26 protein-coding genes are annotated in these 23230 nt (G+C 50.4%); 9 read left to right on the top strand and 17 right to left on the bottom strand.

Going from position 1 to position 23230, the window contains the following annotated elements; all coding sequences use genetic code 11:
* The first annotated feature begins 202 nt into the window (after positions 1–202).
* Positions 203–1663, top strand: coding sequence for a TrkH family potassium uptake protein (locus WN56_RS16090; RefSeq protein ID WP_046075923.1), 1461 nt, complete (start codon positions 203–205; stop codon positions 1661–1663).
* Here WN56_RS16090 and WN56_RS16085 read toward each other — a convergent pair whose 3' ends face one another.
* The 3 genes from WN56_RS16085 to WN56_RS16075 all read right to left on the bottom strand — a co-directional run bounded on the left by WN56_RS16085 (position 1664) and on the right by WN56_RS16075 (position 6078).
* Positions 1664–3331: a pyridoxal-dependent decarboxylase gene (locus WN56_RS16085; RefSeq protein WP_046075922.1), complete on the bottom strand. Its 1668-nt coding sequence runs from the start codon at positions 3329–3331 to the stop codon at positions 1664–1666.
* A gap of 98 nt (positions 3332–3429) precedes the next feature.
* Complete coding sequence (locus WN56_RS16080; protein ID WP_046075921.1) at positions 3430–5340, bottom strand: methyl-accepting chemotaxis protein; 1911 nt, start codon at positions 5338–5340, stop codon at positions 3430–3432.
* Between the two features lie 504 nt (positions 5341–5844).
* Complete coding sequence (locus tag WN56_RS16075; RefSeq protein WP_046075920.1) at positions 5845–6078, bottom strand: DUF3283 family protein; 234 nt, start codon at positions 6076–6078, stop codon at positions 5845–5847.
* A 194-nt stretch (positions 6079–6272) separates the two neighbouring features.
* On the opposite strand from WN56_RS16075, the gene WN56_RS16070 reads away from it, so the two are divergent.
* The gene (locus WN56_RS16070) at positions 6273–6605 is read left to right on the top strand and encodes an XRE family transcriptional regulator (protein ID WP_227986256.1); all 333 of its coding nucleotides are present in this window, start codon (positions 6273–6275) and stop codon (positions 6603–6605) included.
* Here the strand turns inward: WN56_RS16070 and WN56_RS16815 are convergent.
* The 4 genes from WN56_RS16815 to pdsR form a co-directional block, all read right to left on the bottom strand.
* Positions 6573–6779 (bottom strand): DUF1289 domain-containing protein, encoded by a 207-nt coding sequence (locus WN56_RS16815; protein WP_046075919.1) that lies wholly within the window; start codon positions 6777–6779, stop codon positions 6573–6575. The two genes, WN56_RS16070 and WN56_RS16815, sit on opposite strands and share 33 nt — an antisense overlap.
* A gap of 91 nt (positions 6780–6870) precedes the next feature.
* Positions 6871–7539, bottom strand: coding sequence for a glutathione S-transferase family protein (locus tag WN56_RS16060; protein ID WP_046075918.1), 669 nt, complete (start codon positions 7537–7539; stop codon positions 6871–6873).
* Between the two features lie 111 nt (positions 7540–7650).
* The gene (pdsS, locus tag WN56_RS16055) at positions 7651–9876 is read right to left on the bottom strand and encodes a proteobacterial dedicated sortase system histidine kinase (RefSeq protein WP_046075917.1); all 2226 of its coding nucleotides are present in this window, start codon (positions 9874–9876) and stop codon (positions 7651–7653) included.
* A complete protein-coding gene (pdsR, locus tag WN56_RS16050) occupies positions 9873–10571 on the bottom strand; it encodes a proteobacterial dedicated sortase system response regulator (RefSeq protein ID WP_046075916.1) in 699 nt (232 codons plus the stop codon). The genes pdsS and pdsR overlap by 4 nt, the downstream gene beginning before the upstream one ends.
* Positions 10572–10772: 201 nt before the next feature.
* Between pdsR and pdsO the strand changes: the two genes are divergently transcribed.
* Both pdsO and WN56_RS16040 read left to right on the top strand, forming a co-directional pair.
* Positions 10773–11489, top strand: coding sequence for a sortase-associated OmpA-like protein PdsO (pdsO, locus tag WN56_RS16045; protein ID WP_052708148.1), 717 nt, complete (start codon positions 10773–10775; stop codon positions 11487–11489).
* 102 nt (positions 11490–11591) lie between these two features.
* Positions 11592–12020: a GNAT family N-acetyltransferase gene (locus WN56_RS16040; RefSeq protein ID WP_052708147.1), complete on the top strand. Its 429-nt coding sequence runs from the start codon at positions 11592–11594 to the stop codon at positions 12018–12020.
* A gap of 7 nt (positions 12021–12027) precedes the next feature.
* Here WN56_RS16040 and WN56_RS16035 read toward each other — a convergent pair whose 3' ends face one another.
* From WN56_RS16035 to WN56_RS16025, 3 genes are all read right to left on the bottom strand, one after another.
* A complete protein-coding gene (locus tag WN56_RS16035; RefSeq protein ID WP_046075915.1) occupies positions 12028–12552 on the bottom strand; it encodes a methylated-DNA--[protein]-cysteine S-methyltransferase in 525 nt (174 codons plus the stop codon).
* Between the two features lie 41 nt (positions 12553–12593).
* On the bottom strand, positions 12594–13025 hold the full coding sequence (locus WN56_RS16030) for a DUF3010 family protein (protein ID WP_046075914.1): 432 nt from the start codon (positions 13023–13025) through the stop codon (positions 12594–12596).
* A 75-nt stretch (positions 13026–13100) separates the two neighbouring features.
* On the bottom strand, positions 13101–14252 hold the full coding sequence (locus tag WN56_RS16025; RefSeq protein WP_046075913.1) for an HD-GYP domain-containing protein: 1152 nt from the start codon (positions 14250–14252) through the stop codon (positions 13101–13103).
* 172 nt (positions 14253–14424) lie between these two features.
* Here WN56_RS16025 and WN56_RS16020 point away from each other — a divergent pair, with 172 nt between their 5' ends.
* The gene (locus tag WN56_RS16020) at positions 14425–14964 is read left to right on the top strand and encodes an NUDIX hydrolase (RefSeq protein ID WP_046075912.1); all 540 of its coding nucleotides are present in this window, start codon (positions 14425–14427) and stop codon (positions 14962–14964) included.
* A 14-nt stretch (positions 14965–14978) separates the two neighbouring features.
* Complete coding sequence (locus WN56_RS16015) at positions 14979–15206, top strand: DUF3820 family protein (RefSeq protein ID WP_046075911.1); 228 nt, start codon at positions 14979–14981, stop codon at positions 15204–15206.
* On the opposite strand, the gene WN56_RS16680 is transcribed toward WN56_RS16015, so the two are convergent.
* Positions 15203–15721: a hypothetical protein gene (locus WN56_RS16680; RefSeq protein ID WP_052708146.1), complete on the bottom strand. Its 519-nt coding sequence runs from the start codon at positions 15719–15721 to the stop codon at positions 15203–15205. The two genes, WN56_RS16015 and WN56_RS16680, sit on opposite strands and share 4 nt — an antisense overlap.
* A gap of 208 nt (positions 15722–15929) precedes the next feature.
* Here WN56_RS16680 and WN56_RS16005 point away from each other — a divergent pair, with 208 nt between their 5' ends.
* Positions 15930–17627 (top strand): SgrR family transcriptional regulator, encoded by a 1698-nt coding sequence (locus tag WN56_RS16005; protein ID WP_046075910.1) that lies wholly within the window; start codon positions 15930–15932, stop codon positions 17625–17627.
* Here WN56_RS16005 and WN56_RS16000 read toward each other — a convergent pair.
* A complete protein-coding gene (locus WN56_RS16000; RefSeq protein ID WP_046075909.1) occupies positions 17624–18277 on the bottom strand; it encodes a hypothetical protein in 654 nt (217 codons plus the stop codon). The genes WN56_RS16005 and WN56_RS16000 overlap by 4 nt on opposite strands.
* A gap of 417 nt (positions 18278–18694) precedes the next feature.
* On the opposite strand from WN56_RS16000, the gene WN56_RS15995 reads away from it, so the two are divergent.
* On the top strand, positions 18695–19123 hold the full coding sequence (locus WN56_RS15995) for a hypothetical protein (protein ID WP_046075908.1): 429 nt from the start codon (positions 18695–18697) through the stop codon (positions 19121–19123).
* Positions 19124–19136: 13 nt separating this feature from the next.
* Positions 19137–20177, top strand: a complete 1041-nt coding sequence (locus tag WN56_RS15990; RefSeq protein ID WP_082084494.1) for a L,D-transpeptidase family protein — start codon at positions 19137–19139, stop codon at positions 20175–20177.
* Between the two features lie 102 nt (positions 20178–20279).
* On the opposite strand, the gene WN56_RS15985 is transcribed toward WN56_RS15990, so the two are convergent.
* From WN56_RS15985 to WN56_RS15965, 5 genes are all read right to left on the bottom strand, one after another.
* Positions 20280–20525 (bottom strand): Lpp/OprI family alanine-zipper lipoprotein, encoded by a 246-nt coding sequence (locus tag WN56_RS15985; RefSeq protein WP_046075907.1) that lies wholly within the window; start codon positions 20523–20525, stop codon positions 20280–20282.
* 175 nt (positions 20526–20700) lie between these two features.
* On the bottom strand, positions 20701–21177 hold the full coding sequence (locus tag WN56_RS15980; protein WP_052708145.1) for a copper chaperone PCu(A)C: 477 nt from the start codon (positions 21175–21177) through the stop codon (positions 20701–20703).
* A 2-nt stretch (positions 21178–21179) separates the two neighbouring features.
* The gene (locus WN56_RS15975) at positions 21180–21767 is read right to left on the bottom strand and encodes an SCO family protein (protein WP_046075906.1); all 588 of its coding nucleotides are present in this window, start codon (positions 21765–21767) and stop codon (positions 21180–21182) included.
* On the bottom strand, positions 21764–22246 hold the full coding sequence (locus WN56_RS15970) for a hypothetical protein (RefSeq protein WP_156146702.1): 483 nt from the start codon (positions 22244–22246) through the stop codon (positions 21764–21766). The genes WN56_RS15975 and WN56_RS15970 overlap by 4 nt, the downstream gene beginning before the upstream one ends.
* Positions 22247–23176, bottom strand: coding sequence for a DUF368 domain-containing protein (locus WN56_RS15965; RefSeq protein ID WP_046076088.1), 930 nt, complete (start codon positions 23174–23176; stop codon positions 22247–22249).
* Positions 23177–23230: the final 54 nt, after the last annotated feature.

Raw genomic sequence — 23230 nt, 5'->3', positions numbered from 1 at the left:
TTATAACGTGTCTGCGATGTAATGCCTTGTATGCAGGGTATTAACGACGTAGATATGAGGTCTTTAATCCACCATGACATTCTGGAACAAGACCGATATAGTTAAGCGGTGAGGTGATAAGCGTCACGCCACTGTTTGTCGCTACGCGTGGTGGCGATGGATCGATAAACCACGAGCGTGTTAATGATGAGTTGCCTCTGTCATGATTAACTTTAAAAATACCCTGCGTCTTCTGGGCATGCCTATTTTATGGATGGGTGTTGTCCAATTTGTTTTTGGACTCTTATCGCTTTTTATTTTCCGCGATGGTGTCTCAACCGATTTCTTTTACCCTTCCTTGCTAATGATGATTTCATCATTGGTCATCTCGTGGCTTTTTCGGCAAAGCAAACTCAATCAGGTCACTTTTCGCGATGCTCTACTATTTTCGACGCTGACCTGGATACTGGTGGGGTTGCTTGGCGGTATTCCGATCGAGTTGGTCACTGGGGTCAATTTTACCGATGCTACCTTTGAGTCGATCAGTGCCTTGAGTACGGCGGGTGCCACCATTTTAAGTGGCCTGGACAATATGCCTGCTTCGTTCTTGCTCTACCGCCAGTTTTTACAATGGATGGGGGGCCTTGGCGTGGTGATCTTCGTGGTTGCGGTACTGCCGATGCTCAACGTGGGTGGTATGCGACTATTAAAAGCGGAAACGCCCGGACCAATCAAAGACGAAAAACTCTCCCCCCGCATTTCAAAAACAGCCCACTATTTGTGGGGGGTATATGTGGTGATCACCATCGCATGTGCGCTGGCCTATTATGTGGCCGGGATGAGCGCGTACGATGCGATTGCACATAGCTTTTCTACCGTCTCAACGGGGGGATTCTCCACCCACGATGCCAGCATGTGGCACTTTCAAAGCCATCTTATCTTAATGATTTCTAATGTCTTTATGCTGTTGGGGGCGATCAACTTTGGTTTGCATTTTCGGATTTTTCGTATCGGTTGGCGCGGTTTAAAACTTTATATCGATGATGAAGAGTCACGCGTGTTTTTGATTGTGGTGGCCTGCTTATCTCTGATACTGGGCTTTTACCTTTATGGTGAAGCCCGTTATGAATCGCTCTGGATGTCACTCAGCTTTGCAGCGTTCCATGTGGTTTCATTCATTACCAGTACAGGGTTTGGGGCAGCGGACCTAAGCTCGTGGCCAGCGGCAACCGCCTTATTCCTGGTGTTCTGTGCCTATCTTGGCGGGTGCTCAGGCTCAACCGCGGGCGGCAATAAAATTATTCGCGATATTGTTACCTTTAAAATCATTCGTCGCCAATTACATCAATTGGTGCACCCCTCCGCGATCATCCCCATCCGTTATCAAGATAAGGTGGTCTCGAACGATGTGACCCAAGCGGTAATGGCGTTTATGTCGCTAGCAGCGCTGACCACAGGTGTGTTTACCCTATTGATGATGATGACAGGGCTTGATTTCTGGTCCGCATTTACCGCCGTAGTCGCTTGTATCAATGTGCTTGGGCCAGGGTTTGGTGAAGTCGGGAGTAACTTCCAGCCTGTGACAGACACAGGGATCTGGATCCTAAACATTGCCATGATCCTCGGTCGTTTGGAGTACTTCACCGTGCTGGCATTGTTTATGCCGCACTTTTGGCGTTGGTAACTAAACCAATTGCTCTGCGTGCTCGGGGCATAGTGAAGCCACAAACTCATCAATGTGTGTGTAGCGCGTGTAAGGGTTTAAAAATACCGCTTTTTCACCAGGAATAAATAGGCATTGGCCATTGGGGTCAAACTCCGTGTGTGCAATGGACTCGACCCAGTTAGTTTGCAGCGTTTTACCTTGCCGGGCAAGAAAGTGCTGACGGTGAAACAGGCTATGTTGGGTAATGCTGTCAATGCGCGCCCCGACTTGATGCAAGGTTTGTTCTTGCTGGAACATGACATTTACATCCAGTGTAGGGGAAGGTTGATAGAGGCGAAACGCCACCGTAGGGCCTAGGTTATCACCAGCGACGATCTTGCAATGGGGGAGGGCGTCTAGGTGGGCTTTTAAATACTCGGCATTTTGCAGGCTGTGCGCAATCATGGTCTGATAACCACGTTTTCCCAACATATTGAGGGCGCAATAACTGCCATAGGCGCCTGCTGCACCACGCGAGCACTCTATTGTTGACTGCAAATGCGTTTGCTGTGTTTTGCTGGTTTCAAAATAAGAAAAGTAATGCGGATCTTGCTTAAGATGTTCCATGTCCGTTTTCTGTTTGAACATCACCAAGCTGGCGGTATAGGGTACAAACCCCCACTTTTGAAAATCGATAGTGATGGAGTCGGCAAAGCGTAGCCCGCGAATACGGGGTATTAATGCTTGCAGTTTATTCCGTGTCGCCGCGTTGATCCCTATCGGGTTGGCGGCAAAATCATAGTCGTTGAACATCACTAATGGCCAGCCCACGGCCGCATCGACGTGAATGTGTGGCCTAACCGACGTGTTGAAACGCTCACAGGCGCGTGTTGTGATTTGATAGATGCGTTCAATGTCGTCAATGGCGAACGTGTCTGTGGTACCAAAGGTCAGCAAGATGGTGGGCACCGGCATCTTTTCTGCTAAACAATGATTGAGCGAATAGGCAAAGTCATCCAAGTCAAGCCGGTTGTTGGCATCCACTTTAATACGCAGGACTTGGTTGGGGATATCTGTGCCCAGTAAGCCGAGGTTGGTCATATTGGAATAATGGCCAGCCAGTGAGTTAATCATGCGGAAGTCTTGTCCTTGGAACCCCCGCTGGCCTGATAGCGGGAACTGCTTTCTTAGCCCCATTAAATAGCCGTATAAGTTGCCGAACGTCCCGCCTTGGGTAAAGATCCCGGTTGCCTGGTCAGGATCATAGCCAATCAAGTTTGCGACTTGACGTACGAGTGTTTTTTCTAGTTCAACTGACATCCCCGCGTATTCGCTATACACCAAGTTGGGATTAGCCATCGTCGCCAGTAATGCCCCATGTATCGCGGGGTCACACGGCGCCGTGATCACGTTTTCCACGGCACGGGGCGATGTCCAATCTTTGGAGTAGGTGGCGGCTTGCAGTGCTAGGTTAGGCAGTGTCTTGGCGCTAATATCACTTTGTTCGGGAATATGCGTTTGTTGACTAAATGGATGCGCAGCGTCGGCCACCGCAGGATGCATGCCGTTCTCCAACCAATGAGCCAGTTCTGGCGTCCGATAGACGGGCCAACGATCAGGGTCTCGATTGAAAAAGTGCTGACGAATGGTTTGGTATTGTTGTGTAAACGTCGCGGTTAAGGCGTGTGTTGGTAAGGAACAAGACATAAAAACAATCCTCCCCAATGGGGATCAGGCAGCGTCTCGCTGCCTGATTCAGTGAACGTCAGCCATACTCACTCGCGTCGCGGTCTGGCCTTGGCGATTTACTGCAATTTAAAGTTATGCACCATGCGATCCAGCTCCTCATTTGAATGGGTGAGGGATTGAGTGGCCGCCGTGGTTTGATTGCCACTGTCTACCAGCTTATTCACCATATCGCGAATCGACAGCATGTTTTTACTGAGCTCTTCAGCGACAGAGCTTTGCTGTTCAGTCGCTGTCGCAATTTGGGTGCTCACATCGTCGATTTCGGTAACAGACGAACTCATGATGGTCAAGCTGTTGGACACTTCCGAGGTTTTGTCTGCGGTGGTCTGACACTGTTCTTTGGTTTTCTCCATGGCCTCGACCACACTCGAAGTGCCATCGAGTAACGCGGTAAGCATTTCGGAAATTTCCGTGGTGCTGCTTTGTGTGCGAGCGGCTAAAGCACGCACTTCATCGGCGACGACCGCAAAGCCTCGTCCTTGTTCGCCAGCGCGCGCTGCTTCAATGGCGGCATTCAATGCCAGCAAATTAGTTTGTTCAGAAATTTCGCCAATCACTGTCAGCACGTCACTAATTCGATTCGCATCTTTGTTCATGCTAGTGATCCGTCCCGACATTTCTTCCACCTCATCCACTAAGGCACTGACCGTGATCACCGCATTGTCGACCACTTTAAGTGATTGACTTGCCTCCTTACTTGCCGAGGCAGTGATACTGTTCGATTGGGAAACATTTTCTGCAATGTTTCTCGCGCTTTCGCTCATTTGAGTGATGGCAGTAACCACTTGCTCGGTTTCAGCTGAGTGAGCATCCAATACGGACTCATTTTCGCTGGTGGTTTGCGAAAGCTGGCTAATATTGGCTGATATGGCTTGGCTGGACTCGGCGACGCTCAACATCATGCCTTGTAGATTTTCGACAAAGCGGTTGAAGCCGTCACTGATTTGCGCCAAATCATCATTGCCGTTCACATCGAGACGAGCGGTAAGATCCCCTTCGCCACGTGACAGATCCAGCACCGCTTCTTTGAGTTTGAGTAAGGGGCGATATGAAAATTGAATAATCGCATAAATCGCGCCAAGACTGACGATGAGCAGTATCACGCCTGTTCCGACAGAATCGATTTGTGCATCGCGAACCCCGGCCAGGGCGGTTTTTTGGTCAACAAAGACCATCAGGGTCCAATACCTGTCTTCGGTTAAGTTGACCCGTTGGAAATAGCCATCAAATTGAATGCCTAAATAGGGGAAAGTAAGATGACCCTGCTCGCTACTGCGGAACATGCTTTCCATCTGTGCAAAGTTCGCGCTTACCTGCGAGGGGGTCTTGCCGATATCATTAGGATCATCACTCGCGAAAAACACTGCGTTTTGATCCGCCAGTGTAGCCGCGCCCCCTGCAAAGCGCATGTCACTGACTTGAGTGATGACATCTTCTAACGGAATATCACCGAGGAGTGCCCCGATAAACTGGCCGTTTTCAAACACAGGCGCAACGGCACTGATCACTTTTCCACCGGTGACCTTGTCCGTGTAAATGTTTGTCAAGTGAATGGCCTGGTCGGATTTAACCGTGCGATACCAATCTCGATTGCGGAAGTTATATTCGCTGGTGGTCACGCCATTGCCATTGTGATTAGACATGTACGAATCGCCGCTTTCATAGGTCATGATGACATTAGCAATACCGGCGGTATCTGCCAGCATTCGCACTTGCGCCACATTCTCCTGACCGGTGAGATCGGTTGAGAAGTGGCCGGCACCTTGCTCTACCGCAGTGAGCTGAGACTGCACCAGCTGCTCTAACTCGATGACATGATGATCGAGTTTATTTTGAGTTTGGGTGACCAAGGCTTCAACCATTCTGTCACGCAGCGACAGTGCGTTAATTGAGCCGAGGATCACGAGTGAGAGTGTGACGAGCAGTCCTACCCCCCAAATAATGCGAGACTTAAACCCTAAGGTCATAGCGATTACCCCTTACTGAGCGCGAGTTTGCCTGTCTAAAAAGTAAGGGTGCTTCCTGTGCTTGATGAGCGTGTTCTGTCCGCTTTTTTGTGCGGATTTTTGTGTTGCCCACCAAGGAGTCACCCAGCCAACGTTTATTAGAAATTAGTTTATATGGCGTCTATCTGCCAAATAAGAAAGAATTCTTGATAAGAATAACAATAGGGCGAGTGTTCATTTTTTGCTAGGTGAGGGGGTGAAAAATGTATGACATTTTAGCGCGCTTTTAATGAAGGTATTGTTAGAAAAAAAAGACAGGCGTTCGGATTTTAAACGCGCGTGTAAGATGCTTACTGACCTAAGCGCCTTATTTTAAGCATTTATCCGCAGCAAGTGAGATAAAACCAAACAGTGGCAAGGCGTTGAGACGCCTGAAGGGATGGCGCGATGTGCTCGGCGATAAAAACCGTGTGGCGTACGCTGACTGACAGGTTCCAGCACCAGTGTGAGGGTGCTGGTGAAACCTTATTCGGAGGGAGGGGCCTCAGGGATGATAAAAGCGTCAGGTTGCGCACGGTATTTTTCTACACTGGCGAGATACACCTCGCGTTGCCAGTCGACTAAGGCGCTGGCTTCTTGCTGGTAAAGGCTTTGTGGGGCTTGGTTATTGACTACCTTCCATACGGCGTAGGCAGCTTGTTTATCGAGTTCAATTTTTTGTTTCTCGTCGGCAGGTAGATTCGCCAAGTTGACGTCCATAGCACATCTCTTATCTGATCAGGGCACTCGGATCCTAACCGAGCCGCACGATTCCAGCAAGATTTACTCGCCGTTTACCCCGTGCTGACATTATAGGTAACAGGATTGCTAGGCTGGATGCTTTTAAATGATAGCCAGTGGAAACCGTGATGACCTTTAATGACCAAGACAGACAGGCTTTGTACGAAACATGGATGTCTTATAAAGCTAAAGCTCGGATTACCCAGATAGAAATGGCAAAAAAGCTTGAGATCAGTCACCTTAGCTTCTCTCGGTGCATTCATGGTGACGCCGTGCTCGATAGTCGGTTTGTGTTTGCGTTTTGCCAAGCTATGGGGGTGGAGCCGAACAAGGTCATACCGAGCTTGCGCGATCGTGAACAGGTTGATCAAGACGTGCTCGTCACCAGTAAAGTGATTGTCGATGGGGCGATTGAAGCCGTGCATTATGAAGGAAGCACGGTGATCATTGAGTATCGTAAGCCGCTTGCGCCTTCAGCCAGTGCGGCGCTTGAACGGGTTTCGTGACCGATAAGAGGGAACGGCAGAGGTAGGATCGGGCCGTTTGGGGAGTTGCGCCATAATGGATTCGCGCTCATCGTCGGTCATTTTTCCCCAGCGGACAATTTCATCAAGTGTACGTTTGCAGCCGACGCAAATATCGTCTTCACGTCGACAATGACCAATGCAAGGTGTTAACACGCGAGCTCCTCAACACAAATAAATGACAGACAGGCCGCGGGATACGCTGCCTGTCTGGTACCTAAGATCACGATCTAGTATAGCGATTTTGCTATCGCGTCACCATGCCACGTACTTGTTCGGCACGTTCGTCGTCCGTTGCCTCGTTGGGCGCGGGGGTGAGTAAGGCTTTTTGACAAGCAGGGCGCGCGGCAAGTTTATCGAGCCACGCGCTGAGTGCGTCTAATCCGCTGACATCAACGCCACTCCATTCGTGAATCCTTGCCCATGGCCAGGTCGCCATATCGGCAATGGTATAGCTATCCCCTGCCAAGTAAGGATGCTGTTGCAGTTGCTTATCCACCACTTCAAGCAGGCGGCGGCCTTCTTTTTGATAGCGCTCAATGGCGGCGGGGATTTTTTCAGGAAAATAACGATAGAAGACATTGGCTTGCCCCATCATTGGCCCTACGCCCCCCATTTGAAACATCAGCCACTGAATGGCTTGTGAGCGTGCCTTGGGCTCGCTGGGTAAGAATTGCCCCGTTTTTTCTGCGAGATAGAGTAAAATCGCCCCGGACTCAAACACCGGAAAGTCGCCATTGGCTTTATCGACAATCGCGGGAATGCGACCGTTGGGGTTGATGGCTAAGAAGTCAGGCTGTTTTTGCTCATTTGCCATCAAATCAACGCTGTGTAGTTGATAATCCAGCCCCATCTCTTCTAGTGCAATCGCAACTTTTTGGCCGTTGGGTGTCGCGGCAGAATAAAATTCAATCATATTGGCTCCTTGCTCGGGGCGTCACGCTATGTGTGACCCCATGAAAAGTGCGGGCCCTTATCAGTGTCGGGCACTATTAGTCAGTATTGGGGCCAATAGGGTTGAGATCAATCAGTGTGTCATTAACTGTGTATTGGGCCAAATAAGTGACAGTGTCACTCCATCTTGTTGTGGCCGGTTGTCAGCGACAAGATCGGCTTGATGAAAGTCAGCGATCAACCGTGCAATATACAGTCCTAAGCCAAGGTGCGGTTTATCCGCGCCGTGACCTTCAGGGCGGACACTGACCATAGAGTTAAACAATTGCTCGCGCATATGCTCGGGAAGCAATGGGCCGCTATTGCTGACGGTCATCGCGACCTGATGCGCATTTTGTGACAGCGATAAGGAGATGGGGGCGGCGCCGTTGTCAAACTCCACCGCATTGGCGATAAGCTTGTCGAGTAATTGTGCCAGATAATCAGGGACACCTAACACGTTTACCGTGTGGTGGGGAAGGCTTAAGGTAAAGGCCTTATCTGGATAAGCGAATTGGTAGCCTTGGGTACAGCCTTCAAGTAGGGCATTGAGATCCACCATCTCTTTATCGGCGTTATCAAAGCTCTGTTCTAGGCGTGTGGCCTCGGTTAACGTTGATAAAATGCCCGCTAAGCGGTGAACACCGTCCTGCGCTCGGTTAATATAGGTCAGTTGCTCGGGGTTTTCCTGGGTGTAGGCCATGTTCTCGAGCGAGGAGCGCACCACGGCAATCGGTGTGCGTAGCTCGTGGGATAACCGTGAGCTCATGGCCTCCAAGTAGTGATTATACCCGGCAATTCGGCTGACCATATCGGCCATGGTGCGTGATAGTCGACCAATTTCATCATGGCTATGTGTCGTGGTGATATGTCCGGTAACCCGGCCTTGGCTATCGATTGCATGATCGGCCTCGTGCTGGAGGCGACGTAAACGCTTAGCGATATGCGATCCAAACAAGAGCAGTAAAAGCACGCCGGTACATATAACCGCCAGCATGACTGAAAACAGGGTTTCTAACGCTTCATTACGTAAGCTGCGAATGCCATTGGTCGTCTCTTCGACGATCACGGCACCGGCGACACGGTCGTCAAGCCAGATGGGATAAGCGGCCGATAAAATCATTGCTTGATTGTCGTCTGAGCTGCGCCAGCCTGCGTAAGGCCGCCCCTGTAATGCTTGCTGTGCTTGCACCCCTTGGTAGATGGATGCTTGTTGCATAGCGTCGACAAAGTGATCGGGTGGCGTCACGAGCAAGCGGTCATACCAGGGGCGCAGTAGTGTGTTGGTTATCCAGGGGATCAACCCCTCTGTTTGGTCTGAGGGCGACTGAGGCTGCCAAACGCCATTGGAGGTTTGAATATCGCCGTCTTTGGCGAGCACGCGACTGTGCTTATCGACTACCCAAACCCGCGAGGCGTCGTTATTCATTCGCTCAATCAAAGATTGGATAGCCGCAGAGGGCATCATAAAGCTGCCTAATGAGGTGGGAGCGCGCGTTGAAGCACTGCCAATAATGGCGTTGAGTGGCCGCTCGAAACCATTGCCGCGATCATAGTAGGCGAGAGCCAGCTGCTGGCCGACCCAATTTGCCGGGAGTTTCACCTCAATGCTGTAACCCTTGTCTGTCGGTTGCCATTTTGCAGCAATAGGTAGGGGCTGAGCCGGGCCTTCTGTCGAGGTCTTGTCAGCTAACGTGGGTAGTCCACTGGTCAGGTGACGGATGTGAGCATTATTGCTGTTACTGTCTTGGCTGAGCGCAACACGATAAAAGGCACCTTGGGGGGAAGTGAGCGCCAAGATCATGTGATCTTGGCTGGTGATATCGCCGGTACGCTGTGCTGGGGTAGGACTGGCATCGGTCACTGTGATGCCAAAGTATACGGCATCTCCATTACTTCCAGTGAGCACAGATAATGCCAATTGATCGCTGTGGTAGGGACCTTGGTTAAAAATAAGCCCATCACGCTGATAGTGGCGTTGATGGTGGCGATCGCGCTGCCAGTCGCCTAAGTCACCGTCCAAGGTGATTGGATGATTGAGGCGAAACGCGTGCAGATCTTTTCCTGGGTCGAGTTGAGAGGGGATGTCTCGATAGGAAAACAAGCTGGGCCTGTCGTTCATCCCCATGGCGAAAGCGCGCGCGGTACCCATCAAAGTCTGCTCTTGTCCCTGTCGTAAAACATTTTCCATCTCCCACACATATTGATAACCCAAGTAGGGCAATAGGAGCAAAAAGCTGGAAAGTACCACAATCTTGGTACGGATACCCGCGATGTGTTGCCATAAATGCCGGGCAAGCAAGTGTAACTTCGCGATCATTCGGGTACCTCATCCCAACGGTAGCCCATGCCATAAACGGTACTGATGCAATCAAACTGTTCATCAACGACCATGAATTTCTTACGAATTCGTTTAATGTGTGAGGTAATGGTGCTGTCATCCACCACAGCATGTGCTTCATCCATGAGTGCCTGCCGACTTTTTACGTGGCCCGGGCGTTTGACGAGGGCGTGCACCATCCAAAATTCGGTCACGGTGAGATCAATCAGTTGGTCATGCCAATAGACCTGCATACGATCAAGATCGAGGTAAAGAGGACCACATTGGAGACGCTTATCTTCTTTTGAGGGGGTTTGTGCCAAAAGATCAGAGCGCCGGAATAATGCGGCGATACGTGCCATGAGGTGTGGGAGGGAAACATCTTTAGTGAGATAGTCATCCGCGCCCATCCGCAAACCAACCACGGTATCAATATCACTGTCGCGGGCGGTGAGGAATATAATTGGCACCGTCGCCGACACGGCGCGGAGGGATTGGCAAAGAGCAAAACCACCATCGATTTCACTGCCTAAGCCAATATCAATGATTGCTAGATCGGGCAATTGCCGCTCAAAGGCCGCTTGCGCGCTGGGCCGGTCTTGGTAGGTATGGACTTGGTAACCCTGGCGGCGGATAACATCGGCGTAGTTTTCTCGGATCGCCGCTTCATCTTCCACTATCGCGATGTGTTTCATAACTCTGTCTTCTTACTTGCGTTGTGATGACTATACCCAAACTGTGTGCAGAGAAAACCCTCTTCGTGTATGAAACGTAAATTGCCATTTTTTTGCCACTATTGATCGCCAGATTGCCATTTTTACTCCCGCAAAATGCCTTAAGTGCTTGCTGTAATAACGCCATATCAAACAGCACGATTCATCGTAAGCGAGGATAAGATGGATATTAAAAAACAACTGATTCACTCTGTATTTGCCGTTTCAATGTTCGCCGTTGCCACGCCACAAGGGATGGCCGCCAGTGAGGTTGAACGTAATAAACAACCCGAGTTGATCGGGATGGGAAGCGGCGCTATCGCGGGAGCGGTGGTGGCGGGCCCTGTCGGCGCGGTGGCAGGGGCCATTATTGGTACCGTGATGGGGCAAAATGCCAGCTATGAAAATTTGGCCACCGAGCAGGATGAAACGATTCAAACTATCCGGGATGAGAATCAATCATTGAGCCGCATCAGCCAAAAATATAATGAAGCGCAGCTTGAACTCGCGCGGTTACGCAGTGCGCAGAATCAGGTGGAAGACCTTACGCTGGCGATGAATATTCAATTTCGCACGAGCTCGGCTGATATTGAGCCGCACTTTATGATCCAGCTTGATGAGCTCGCAGGATTTATTCAACAAATGCCAAACGCTCAATGGCAACTCGCAGGCTATGCCGATCCAAGAGGACGTCAAGGCTATAACCAAGCGCTATCGGAACGTCGTGTGCAGGCCGTAAAAGATTATCTTGTGTCCGTGGGCGTCGATCCGCGTCAGCTCAACACGGTGGCGTATGGAGACAGTCAGCCACTGGATAGCCAAGCGGGGAATGAGGGCTTTTTCTTTGACCGCCGCGTGACAGTAAGCCGTATGTCGGGGACGCAAACCGCCCAGCGTTAGTCACTAATACGTGCGAGTTTTGCGACGTAATAACTCATAAAACCTCACCGGCAGATTGAACGGCGGTCTGTGGGTGGGGAAACCCAAACAAGGAAGGCGACAATGATAAGACAAGCCACTAATAAAGATATAGAAACCATTAGCCAACTCTGCGCCCATTGCCAGTCAGATGAGATAGACAAACGTCAGATGCACCGGCATATCAAGCATCTACTTAATCAGGACTTGGTGTCAGTGAGCGTGGCCGAGCTTTGCGGTTTGGTGGCGGGTGTGGTGGTCTGTCAAGTGATCCCACAATTAGGTTTGTCAGGCCACGTGGGTCGTATTAGTACCATTATTGTTGACGAGCCATTCCGCGATATGACGTTGGGACGTCAACTGCTTAATGCTGCCGAGCAGGCGCTGATAGCAAAAGGATGTGATCACATTGAAGTGGTCCCAAGCTACCAAAAAGATGACGCACAAAGCTTTTATATCCATTGTGGTTTTCATCTGACCCCGGAACGGCTGACCAAACCGCTTGCCGCCTGAGCGGAGACTAAGGCAGCGCCGGGTCTGTGCTGGTCAGCTCATTGGAGACGTAATCGGGCCACTTGCCTGTGGCCTCCCAAATCAACAAGGTGCGTTTGGCGATTAAACCACCCCCATAGCCGACCAACTGACCTTGACGGCCAATAATCCGGTGACAGGGGACAATAATCGAAATCGGATTCTTGCCATTCGCACTGCCCACGGCTTGGTTGGCTTTTGGGTTACCGATAAGATGAGAGATGGCTTGGTAACTGGCCGTTTCACCAAAGGGAATGGATTGAAGCGCCTGCCATACGCGCTGTTGAAAGGCCGTTCCCTGCGGTGCAAGTGGCACCGAGAATGTCTGTCGCGTACCTGCAAAGTACTCATCCAGTTGATGGCAGGCAAGATCGAGAATGGCGACGCTGTCTTGCGAACTGTCTTGAACAAGGTGATTAGGTGCGCGGTTAGGGAGATACAGAGCCGTTAATCCCTGGCTATTGGCCTGCAGTGTTAATGGCCCTAGCGGGGAAGAGTAGATTTTCTTGCTCATGGTACCTCCGTGTTCGACGTGTTTTTTTGTCTTTATTACTGTTATTTTTTGTCTTTATTACAATAGGCGCACGCGGTTAGAAAGGCATTTTCCTGAAATTGCTTCAAGCCTAGCTCTTTTAAGTTTACATCGATGGGATGACGTTTTAGCGTTTGTTTCATCACGCTGGAGGAGAAGACTTCGGCGTCAACGCCTTCGATCAGTTGTAGGGCGGCCTCCATTTTAAAGCCGGCACTACTACCCGCGAACTTCCCTTTGGTTTGGCGCTCGCGAATAATGATTTTATCCACCTGATAGTCTTCGATGAGCTTGCTCATGGTACGATGGAAATGTTGAATGCTCTCTTGCGCTTCTGGCGAGGGCAGCGTGATTTTCTTGGCTCGACACTCAGGTACCGAAAACAGATCGTTGTCACTGTCGAGTAACACAACATTCGCTTCGTTAGCTTTTAAATCAACCGCGCAAACTCTCATTTTTTTCTCTCTTTCTTAAAGGCATTGTCACTGAGGGAGGGCAGTATACGCAAAAGCCCTCGCCTCGTCACAGGATTAACGAAATGCATCGACATTGATATCAAGGGCTGTCTCGCTGGTGGCGCGGGCGATACGCAAATCATGGCGCTTAGCGAGATCAATATACTCCACTTCACGAAACCGGTGACTGCGGACTGAATAAAACAACTTGACCACAGGGCGAGTCAAGTCGTCGAGGTTTTCTTGCCATACCAAACCAACGCGCCCATCCGCTAACTCAACGAGGGAGCCAACGGGGTAAAAGCCAATACACTGAATAAAGGCGCGCAATAAATTGGGATCCAAATGAAACGGCGTGAGTCCCATCATGATCTTAAAGGCTTCAGACGGTGACATCGCTCGTTTGTAACAACGATCCGCGGTCAGTGCATCGTAAATATCGACAATGCCACTCATGCGGCCAATGGTATGTAACGCTTCGCCTTTTAGCCCGTTTGGGTAACCAGTGCCATCCAGTTTTTCGTGATGCATTAAACTCACATCGCGAGCAATTTGTGATAAGTCAGGGATACTATCCAGTACCGGCTGAGAAAATACTTGGTGGAGTTTCATGTGGTCGAACTCTTCAGCGGTCAGTTTTCCCGGTTTATTGAGCACTTCGTCGGCAACTAGCACTTTACCAATATCATGCACCAGCCCACCGACGGCGAGCTCTTGCAAGGTCGCGTGATCAAACCCTAGATGCCTGCCAAAACTCACCAACAAAAAGGCCACGTTGAGCGAATGCTCCATCAGGTAAGCACTTTTATCACGAATGCCACTGATCCAAGCAATGGCGTGCTGACGTTCAAAAATGTTGTCGACAATGTCACTGCCCAATGCCTCAAGGGGCGCGACATCAATGGCTTTATTGGCATAAATGTCATTTAACAAGCGACTCAGTTGTTGCTTCGACGAATCGATGAGCGCGCGTGCTTTGTCGATATCCGCGCCGGTTGACGCATACTTACCTTGATAGAGTGCGCCTTTGTACTGGATTTCATTGATATCTAGGATCTGATCAGCATCTACCCAAACATAGTTAACACCACATTGTTTTAGTTTTTGGATTGTCTCGGGACGGCGAACATAGCCAGGTTTGGTCATCCGGGTGGGTGACTGGGCAGTTTCTATTTGTTCCACGTACATCCCGAGTGTCAGCTTGTGGATACTAATTTTCTGCAGCATCGTACCCAGTCCTACCTTGTGTGTTTATCACCAATAATACTAATGATTTTTGGGCGGCTTAAGGTATCGGGTGCGAGACATATTTCATTTTTGTGCACCTGTTAGCGCCTTTCTGCTCTCTTGTTTGGTTGTGCTATACTCCCGCGCTTGTTTTTTGACTATCTGAGTAGTAATGGAAATCATAGCCAAATATACGGATGAGCGGGTGCTGCCGCTGCAAAATAAATCCGTCATTAAGCGCGACGCAGCACGCGCGATTGCCTTAGATGGCGATGAGATTTTGCTGATGTATACCGCACGTTATGATGATTATTCGCTCCCCGGTGGCGGTATGGATGCGGGCGAAACCCCAGAGCAAGCCATGATCCGTGAGCTGCGAGAAGAGACGGGCGCACGACAGATCCGTGATATCACCCCATTTGGCTGTTTTGAAGAGTACCGCCCTTGGTACCGAGATGGTGCGGATGTGATGCATATGTTGTCATACTGCTTCTACTGCCGCGTTGATCGAGATCTCGGTACACCGACCTTTGAGCATTATGAATTCAATAATGGTATGCGACCCGTGTGGGTGAGCCTTAATCATGCGATTGCGCATAACAAAGCAGTGATGGCGAACAGTGCCAAAGCCGGGCAATCGTTGATACGTGAAACCATGTTGCTTGAAATGATTGCAAGTCAACGTCTTGAACAGCGACATGCGACAGCCTAAAACGGGATGCATTGATGGATAAACAACAGCTTATGAAATTAGCCACAATGCCTATGCCATTCGGCAAATACGCTGGGCGCGTGTTGATTGATCTGCCAGAGGAATATCTGTTGTGGTTCCAAAACAAAGCCGAGTTTCCGAAAGGCGAATTAGGGGAGTTGATGAAGCTGTGCCTGGCACTGAAAGTGGAAGGGCTTGAGGAAGTGGTTCGCCCTCTCAAGAACCAGCGCCTCTCCCGCTAGCGGGCGATGACCCACAGCCTGTCATCGCCGTTCTCCTCCTGAGTGAGCGCATAGAGAAGTTGTGCTTGTGCGTTCTCATCAGGGGTGACGACATCATAAATACCACTGACTGCTTGACCGTCTAACACCGTATCGACCCGCATGGCGGCGGCGCAGGTTTCCCCGTTTTGGGTGCCGATACAGAGCGACACCGTGGCGTCAGCGATTTCAACACCATCTTCAAGCGCAAGCTGGGCAAAGTAAGCGAGCATATTGGCGCGATCAGACTCTGGCCACTGTTGCGCCTGAAGCTTGGCATACTGAATCATCAGTGGGTGATTGTCGATCCAATAGAGAGTGAGTGGCTGATGAGTTGGTGCGTCAGGTTTGTCAAAAGGGTGTGGGGGATGAGCAGCGGCATGATAGATATCAAAACCCGCAAGGCTTTCCTTGGTTGGGAATTGCGCTTTTTTTACGTGGCAAGCCATCCAGCGTTGTTTGATATCAAAATGGGAAATAATAGCCGACGCGATCATAAACACCCTACTCATTATCGACAAAGAGAGGCATCATAACTGAGTCAGACGGAATAACAAACGTCTGCTCGTGAAAGCCGGTGATTATTGCCTGCCAGAGATCACAGCTTGAGTGCGTGTGATCAAGATATGAGCAGACGCTATGCCTTGTTCTGCGTAAAATAGGAAATACTTCCACTGGTTTTTGTGATTGTTGGGTTCCTCTTTTATGTCAGGTCAGCGACTTCGTGCTCAGTTCTCCCGCCTTTATCATCATTTCAATGGCGAAAACACCGATACAACGCTACAAGCTGTGGCGGATATTTTGGTCTGTACGCGGCGTAATGCGCGAATGGTGCTCAGTAAGTTAGAAGAGCAAGGATGGTTAACGTGGCAGCCTTCCGTGGGGCGGGGCAAGCTCTCTCGTTTGGCATTTTTGCGTAGTGAAATGGCACTGCGAGAAGAGCAAGCTGCATCTTGGCTGGTGCAAGGGAAAATGGATCACGCGTTGGCGTGCCTTGATCATGACTCGACCAAACTCGCTGCCTTAATCCAAAAACAAATGGGGCCGAGTACGCAAAACGGGCGGCAAATTGTTCGCCTGCCCTATTACCGTCAGCTTGAGACGCTGGATCCGCGCGAACCTTTGCGTCGCTCAGAGCAGCACTTGGTCGGTCAAATTTTTAATGGTTTGGTGCGTTATCGTGGTAGTGAACGTATTGTGACACCGGATTTAGCCCATCATTGGGAAGCGTTGTCGCCGACACATTGGCGATTTTACCTTCGTCCTGGTGTCCGCTTCCATGATGGTCAGCCAATGCGCGAGCAGGATGTGATAGCGAGCCTATCGGCGCTTTCTACGCGGCGTTTTTTTGCTCATCTTTCGCGTGTTGACTCGCCGGGCCCGCGAATGATTGATGTACATCTTTCGTCTCCCGACTCAAGGTTTGATCATGCGCTTACCTTGCCAGAAGCGGTCATTCGTCCTGCTGAGCGCCATCCAAGTCAATCCCTTGGTTATCAACCGATTGGGACAGGTCCTTATCGCGTGGCAGAGAAACAGCCACACCGCTTAGTGCTCGAGGCATTTGATGATTATTTTGGTTATCGTGCCCTGACCGATGAAATCCAGATTATGGTGTTTGATGAGGCCGCAATGTGCTATCTCACTCCCAGCACCTCACTGACGCCGGAGAGATTAGCAAGCCATCAAACCACGCTGAGTCAAAAGTTAGAAATGGATCAGGGGGCTGGTTACCTGTTGTTGAATTGTCGCGATGGATTAGCGAAGCAACCCGCATGGCGTGAATACCTGCATGCAAAGCTGTCATCGCTGCAATTACTGCCACGCTTGGCGCATTGTGGAATGGGTGAGTACCGATTGTTCAATGCGTATGGACTGATGCCAGGTTGGATGCATCATGGTCTTTCGTCCATGTCGCCAGTTGCTCCGTCACCAACGTCACTGACCGTGGCGTATTTATCCGATCATCCTTTATACCCGCTTATCGCCAAGGCAATACACGCGCACTTACTTGAGGATGGTATTCAAGTGAAAACCTTGGCATTGTCATCCGCCGACTACTTTAGTGGTCAATATGGCCGCAAAATCGACATCTGGTTAGGGGCGATGAGCTTTGGTGAACGCGGGCAGGCGGGGTTATTTAACTGGCTAGGGACGCATGATCTGGTATTGAGTGCCTGCACAGATACCATGCTCGAGTCCATTGAGCGTCATACTCAGCGCTGGCGAGAGACGCAAGACGATAGCTGTGCTGAGCACTTAGCCCGTCGCCTGGTTGAGCATCAAATGGTGCCCTTGTTTCATATCTGGATGGGCGTCATGGCGACGCCAGATCTCCAAGATGTGGCATCGAATGCGGTGGGTTGGTTTGATTTCAAAGCCGTGTGGCACAAACCACATTAAAGACTGCTATTATCCTCTTCAACACCGAGCGGAAAGGTGGCGGTGAGCAAAAGGTATTTGTGCAGGGGTAAGCCATCTTTTTTGCGAAACAAAGGGTGAAAGATACGATATCGCCCCTCGGTTAAACCCAAGGGCGCGATGGTCTCAGCCAGGCTCGACGTTGCGCTGGTCAAGCGTATTCCTTGCGCGCGATAGGCGTCTGCGTGGATAGGTTGGTGTCCCAACCACCAAGAAGGAACAGCCTTACTGGCGTTGGTGCGATCAATCCAGTGGTCACTGACCACAATGACACGCCCAGGCTCGGCAGGGTTTGTGATGCCATGATTCAGTAGCCAAGCAACGTCACGCACCAAGGCATCACGACAGGCGTTATTACCACTGAGTAGGCGATGGGCTAGTATGTATATCGCGCTGCCGTCAAGTTGTAGCTGATAGACGGTTTGGCTATGTGGTCGGGTATCGTCGAGCAAATTAAACGTTGCGGGTTTATCATGCGCCTCGAGAACCCGCATGAGTCGACGTGCGAGTGCTTTGCCCATGTGGGGATCACGCATTCCCCGATTGTGGACTGTGGGATAGTGATGCTCGCACAATTTGACACAATCTTGCTGAAACTGGCGCAGTGCCAGTGAGACCAGATCATCTAACAAAAACCCGTTACTCCTACCAAAAACGTCTTGAAAGCGGATGCTGCCTTGTCACGCATACTCATAAAGGCGCACAGACTAAAGTATGCAGTATATCACTTAAATCGCCCAATAAATCAGGGAGAAACGCTACTTTGTGCGCACTTTCTCATCGATGGGCGGGCGAGCGGCGATCGTTGTCATGTTGTGACCGATTAAAGCGGCATGGTTTGTACGCTTTGTACCTTTCCGTATTGGCAGATTATTGCCTCTTTCTGTGGGTGCTTGGTGATGCGTTCACCTCGTAACGCGAGTGATCACCGTATTCTTGCCTTGCCTGCCTAGCTCAGAGGGAAACCTAGCCCTGTTTTATGGCTTTATAACCTTGGCACTAAAATTGCTTTAATCCATGTGCTTATCACAGTAATACAACGGAATACCATGAATTTTAACCTTTGGCTTCGTGCGGCAGTCTGTTTGGCTGTTGCCTCATTTCCCGTTTCTTCTTACGCGGCTGATGGCCTTGCTGCGGGGGTTTTCCTTGGTTCGCCAATGTCTGGTGTGACCTTGAAGCAAAACCAATTTAAAATTCAAGCTGGCATCGATAAGGTGGGAGTGGCCGTCGATGGAACTTGGAATTTGGGTGAATGGCTCGGGCGGATGGAATATGCGCCTATGTATGTCTATGCCGGAGGTCAGTGGGTAGATGATTCAACGCATCAGTGGGGACCACGTGCCGGGCTCGGTGTGACTCTTCCGGTGGGTACGGGTGATGTGGAACTATTTGCAGAAGCGGGCACCACTTGGTATTGGGAGGAGAAAGGCGATATTGAGTTTGAAGGCGCTGCTGGAGCACGAGTTTATTTCTAACCTCTCTTGGCCGATGGTAGGCAAAGATGCCATACAGAGATTATTAGCCTGTGTGGTACTTTGGGTGTTAGCTGTGCCGACAGCATTTGCCACCCCGTATCCGTTACCCACCGACGGCAGTCGACTTGTTGGCTATCCAGAGGCGCACATCGTCAAAGAGGGCGAGCACTTAGAAGCCATTGCTAAACACTATGATATGGGGTTTCTAGCGCTTTTAGCGCTCAACCCAGGGATTGATCCCTACTTGCCTGAGCCTGGCTCTCTGGTGCGCTTACCCAACCAGCTCTTGTTGCCCTCACCACCTCACTCGGGGATAGTGATTAACCTTGCTGAACTACGCCTGTATTATTTTCCTGAACCAGACGCTAAGGTAACGGGAGAAAAGGCGGACGCGCAACGTGATGTTCATGTGTTTCCCATCGGGATCGGTAGAGTGGGTCGCGAAACCCCCACAATGAACACCTATATTAGCCAAAAGCGCGAACATCCGACTTGGACGCCACCGCAGAGCATTCGTGAGGAATATAAAAAACAGCGCGGCATCATTTTGCCTGATGTGGTGCCAGCAGGGCCAAACAATCCTTTAGGTGAGCATGCGCTAAGGTTGGGCTTCGGTAACGGTGAGTATTTGATTCATGGCACTAACAAGTCGTTTGGTATTGGGCTGCGAGTCAGTGCTGGCTGTATCCGGCTTCGACCTGACGATGTAGCATGGCTGTTTGAGCAAGTGGATGTCCACACCCCGGTTAGAATTATCAATCAACCCGCGAAGCTAAGCGTTGAGCCTGATGGGCGAGTGATGGTAGAGGCGCATCGTCCTTTGTCAAAAAATGAAAAAGAGACCAAAGCGCGTTTATCGGTTGAGCCTGATCCTCAGGTGTTAGCGATTTTAGCGCGGCTGGAACTGTCACCTCGGCGCTACCGAGCGGCGTTATCTGTCCAAGAAGGCGTGCCGACAGAGATCGCTACACTGACCCCAGCACAGTTGAAAGCCTGGCAGCGTCTAGAGCGTGTGGACGTAGATGCTAAGCAAATGACGCGATCTGAGCAGTAAAAGTCCGGATAAGGCGGATAAGATCACAGCATAAAAAAACGGCGCATCGCGCGCCGTTATTCATTGTTTGTTCAGCGAGTAATCGGTGCTTTAATCGATACGCTATTTCGTGTAAGACTGCGCCATATTATCAATGCGCTTATTGGCACGTTTTGCTTCGTCATATGCCATTTGAGAGGTATCTTTGGTATCGCTCACGTCGCTTTTCATCATAGATACATCATTCGATAATGCATCGACTTTCGCTGATAAATCATCAACGCTTTGCTGTAACGCTGTGTTGCTGGTACAACCGACGAGCAACATGCTCGATGCGACGGCAGCTAGCGCCATTGGACGGATTTTCATAAATAACCTCGCTATTGTTGTTTGTCATAGCAATCGTGTCATTAGGGTCACGCATCCACGCGACTATTGTCAACCTTAGACGCTTAAACGCATTTTTGCTGGATAATCCTTTACTTAAATAGCAGAGCTTGACCGAGTTAACACTTAGCGAGGTAAGAGGTATCCGATATTGTGCTTATTCGTGGTTTGCGTGCATCTCTTTGTTGTGATGTTTCATGCCCGCCATGACCGATTTCACTGGGATCTGCTTGGTGAGTGAATGACCGTCCGCGGTGTTTAATGTCAATGAAATGTGCTCGCCTACTTTGAGTGGCTGAGTCAGATCAAACAACATTACATGTAGGCCACCTGGCTTTAGGGTCACTTGCTCGCCTTCAGGCACCAGGATTTGCGCAATTTGTCGCATTTCCATCATGCCATCCACCATAGCATGCTCATGCAACTCTACCCGTTTCGCTGCCGGCGTGCTCGCACTCACTACCCGTTTTAGCACCTTGCTTTGATTATCGAGAACCATGAAAGCGGCGCTATTTGGTGCGCCTGGTGCAGTGGCCCGCGCATAGGCATCATGAATAAAAAACTCACCATGGGCATGCACGAATGGTGCAACCATAAAGGCGATAGCGGCAACAAAAGATTTGAATGATGTCATTGTTATTCCTTATTTTGATCAGTCACCCGTTCAATCGCTGCGATCAGCATTTCAGGGTTTAAGGTGTGAGGGACTTTCTCTACGAGTTCACCGTTCGGTGAAAGAAAATAAAAAAAGGAGCTATGGTCAACGGCATAGTCCATGGCGGAGTCTTCCAGCTCGGTGATGCGATACAACACACCGTAGCGTTTTGCCAGCTGCGCAATTTGCGCCTCAGAACCACTGACACCGGTGATGGCCGGATGGAAAAAATGCGCGTACTCCGCCGCTTTTTCGCTTGTATCACGCTTTGGGTCGAGGGTGATAAAGATTGGCGCCACCGCGTTTCGTGTCGACTCAGGGAGCGATTTTAACGCGGCAGATAACACGGCGAGCGAAGTGGGACAAACATCAGGACAATGGGTATAGCCGAAATACACAATACGTGGACGTGGGTCATCGGTATTGTAAAGATTGAACGGTTGCCCTTGTGATTGTAATGCCCCTGCTTGAGCCTGTTTTTGTGACGTTTGATAGTTATCAAATAGCGCGCGACCACCTAAGCCAAAACAAACGGCAATAATGGCGACAAGCCAAGCTTTCTTACTCATAGTCGCTCCATGCGTACTTTAATGGGGAACAGTGTGTTTGCGTCAGCATTTAGGGTAATGTTTCCCGCCCAGGTCATGCTGTCTTCGGTGCAAACGGGCAGCATCAGTTGCCCTTGATAAGTCAGTTTATCGGTTTGTTTAAGCACCAGCCGATATTCACCCATGTTCATTTCGACACCTTTGAGCTTAACGAGCAATGTATCCGTGTTAAGCGCTTGGGGGGCGGTGACAGTGAGGGTATTGGCGTGTAGTGGATGAACATCCGGATTGCCCAAGCGAGCTTGATAGCCCTCGTATTGGCACGTTTGCTGATTGAGCGAGCAGTAGGCGGCTGGCGCGATAGTTGTACTCGAGGCGGTCGAGAAAAAGCCAGACAGCCACGAGGGGAGAAAAAAAGCTATCACTGCCAGCATCGCAATACTGGCGGTGATTATTAAGGGGTGACTCACGGCGAGCCGTGAGGAGGGTTCATTCATCATCTATTCCTGCTCAGGCGAGAAACGCTCCAGCAATAATACCAGCACAAAGCCACCTATCATGGCAACGATAGCCAAGCCAACTTGTGCCGAGTGTCCCACGATTGCCTCGTAGGCGCCGGGTAAAAGGTTATCTTGCACGAGGGGGACTTGTTCACCGGATGAATTTGTACGCCATGTGAGTGTGTGTTTCCAAGGCCAAATTTTGCCCAATGTGCCCAACATCAGACCGGTGAGAAACGCGAGCGTCAGTGCATAATAGCGGCGCAGCAGCCAGGACAATAGGTGCGAAAACGTCAGTAAGCCAGTTACTGCGCCGACAGCGAACAATCCTAATAAGCCGAATTGCGCTTGGTGAACCGCATCCAGAATGGGGCTGTACATTCCCAGCAATAGTAGGATAAAACTGCCAGAGATCCCCGGCAAAATCATGGCGCAAATCGCGATGGCACCGGCGAGAAAGACGGTGAGCGGACCCGCGGTGAGCTGCAGCGGGTTAGCAATGGTAATCCAGTAGGCAAACCCAATCCCTAACAGTACGGCGAGAACCGTTTTAGGCCGAACCTTGGGGGCGGGCAACTGTTTGGCAATATGCAACGCTGAGGCGATGATCAAGCCGAAGAAAAACGACCACAGAGGGATTGGATGATGGGTGAGGGTCCAACTGATCCCTTTTGCCAAACTGGCAATGCTGGTCAGAATGCCGGCCAAGAGTACACAAAGAAAGGTACCGTTAACATGTTGCCAGACCGCCTTGAAACCTTCCTTGCGCCACAGTGCAAAAAGGCGCGGCGTGATACGCCGAATACTCTCCAATAGCTGCGTGTAAATGCCAGTAATAAATGCGATGGTGCCGCCAGAGACACCAGGAACCACATCCGCAGCGCCCATCGCCATGCCTTTGAGGTAAGTTGAGACCAGGTTCTTGATCATAATGCCATTCATCGATAAAAGCTGAGACGCGCATTATACCGATATGAATGGTGA

It is taken from the genome of Salinivibrio sp. KP-1 (assembly GCF_000968645.1).
GTDB classification, from domain to species: Bacteria; Pseudomonadota; Gammaproteobacteria; order Enterobacterales; family Vibrionaceae; genus Salinivibrio; species Salinivibrio siamensis.
This window is presented reverse-complemented; position numbering and strand designations above follow the sequence as displayed.

What these genes read in the sequence shown, in the direction of transcription:
- WN56_RS16090 (WP_046075923.1), top strand. Translation starts at nt 203, where the DNA reads ATGATTAACTTTAAAAATACCCTGCGTCTTCTGGGCATGCCTATTTTA.
- WN56_RS16085 (WP_046075922.1), bottom strand. Translation starts at nt 3,331, where the DNA reads ATGTCTTGTTCCTTACCAACACACGCCTTAACCGCGACGTTTACACAA.
- WN56_RS16080 (WP_046075921.1), bottom strand. Translation starts at nt 5,340, where the DNA reads ATGACCTTAGGGTTTAAGTCTCGCATTATTTGGGGGGTAGGACTGCTC.
- WN56_RS16075 (WP_046075920.1), bottom strand. Translation starts at nt 6,078, where the DNA reads ATGGACGTCAACTTGGCGAATCTACCTGCCGACGAGAAACAAAAAATT.
- WN56_RS16070 (WP_227986256.1), top strand. Translation starts at nt 6,273, where the DNA reads ATGTCTTATAAAGCTAAAGCTCGGATTACCCAGATAGAAATGGCAAAA.
- WN56_RS16060 (WP_046075918.1), bottom strand. Translation starts at nt 7,539, where the DNA reads ATGATTGAATTTTATTCTGCCGCGACACCCAACGGCCAAAAAGTTGCG.
- pdsS (WP_046075917.1), bottom strand. Translation starts at nt 9,876, where the DNA reads ATGATCGCGAAGTTACACTTGCTTGCCCGGCATTTATGGCAACACATC.
- pdsR (WP_046075916.1), bottom strand. Translation starts at nt 10,571, where the DNA reads ATGAAACACATCGCGATAGTGGAAGATGAAGCGGCGATCCGAGAAAAC.
- pdsO (WP_052708148.1), top strand. Translation starts at nt 10,773, where the DNA reads ATGGATATTAAAAAACAACTGATTCACTCTGTATTTGCCGTTTCAATG.
- WN56_RS16040 (WP_052708147.1), top strand. Translation starts at nt 11,592, where the DNA reads ATGATAAGACAAGCCACTAATAAAGATATAGAAACCATTAGCCAACTC.
- WN56_RS16035 (WP_046075915.1), bottom strand. Translation starts at nt 12,552, where the DNA reads ATGAGCAAGAAAATCTACTCTTCCCCGCTAGGGCCATTAACACTGCAG.
- WN56_RS16030 (WP_046075914.1), bottom strand. Translation starts at nt 13,025, where the DNA reads ATGAGAGTTTGCGCGGTTGATTTAAAAGCTAACGAAGCGAATGTTGTG.
- WN56_RS16025 (WP_046075913.1), bottom strand. Translation starts at nt 14,252, where the DNA reads ATGCTGCAGAAAATTAGTATCCACAAGCTGACACTCGGGATGTACGTG.
- WN56_RS16020 (WP_046075912.1), top strand. Translation starts at nt 14,425, where the DNA reads ATGGAAATCATAGCCAAATATACGGATGAGCGGGTGCTGCCGCTGCAA.
- WN56_RS16015 (WP_046075911.1), top strand. Translation starts at nt 14,979, where the DNA reads ATGGATAAACAACAGCTTATGAAATTAGCCACAATGCCTATGCCATTC.
- WN56_RS16680 (WP_052708146.1), bottom strand. Translation starts at nt 15,721, where the DNA reads ATGATCGCGTCGGCTATTATTTCCCATTTTGATATCAAACAACGCTGG.
- WN56_RS16005 (WP_046075910.1), top strand. Translation starts at nt 15,930, where the DNA reads ATGTCAGGTCAGCGACTTCGTGCTCAGTTCTCCCGCCTTTATCATCAT.
- WN56_RS15995 (WP_046075908.1), top strand. Translation starts at nt 18,695, where the DNA reads ATGAATTTTAACCTTTGGCTTCGTGCGGCAGTCTGTTTGGCTGTTGCC.
- WN56_RS15990 (WP_082084494.1), top strand. Translation starts at nt 19,137, where the DNA reads ATGGTAGGCAAAGATGCCATACAGAGATTATTAGCCTGTGTGGTACTT.
- WN56_RS15985 (WP_046075907.1), bottom strand. Translation starts at nt 20,525, where the DNA reads ATGAAAATCCGTCCAATGGCGCTAGCTGCCGTCGCATCGAGCATGTTG.
- WN56_RS15980 (WP_052708145.1), bottom strand. Translation starts at nt 21,177, where the DNA reads ATGACATCATTCAAATCTTTTGTTGCCGCTATCGCCTTTATGGTTGCA.
- WN56_RS15975 (WP_046075906.1), bottom strand. Translation starts at nt 21,767, where the DNA reads ATGAGTAAGAAAGCTTGGCTTGTCGCCATTATTGCCGTTTGTTTTGGC.
- WN56_RS15970 (WP_156146702.1), bottom strand. Translation starts at nt 22,246, where the DNA reads ATGATGAATGAACCCTCCTCACGGCTCGCCGTGAGTCACCCCTTAATA.
- WN56_RS15965 (WP_046076088.1), bottom strand. Translation starts at nt 23,176, where the DNA reads ATGATCAAGAACCTGGTCTCAACTTACCTCAAAGGCATGGCGATGGGC.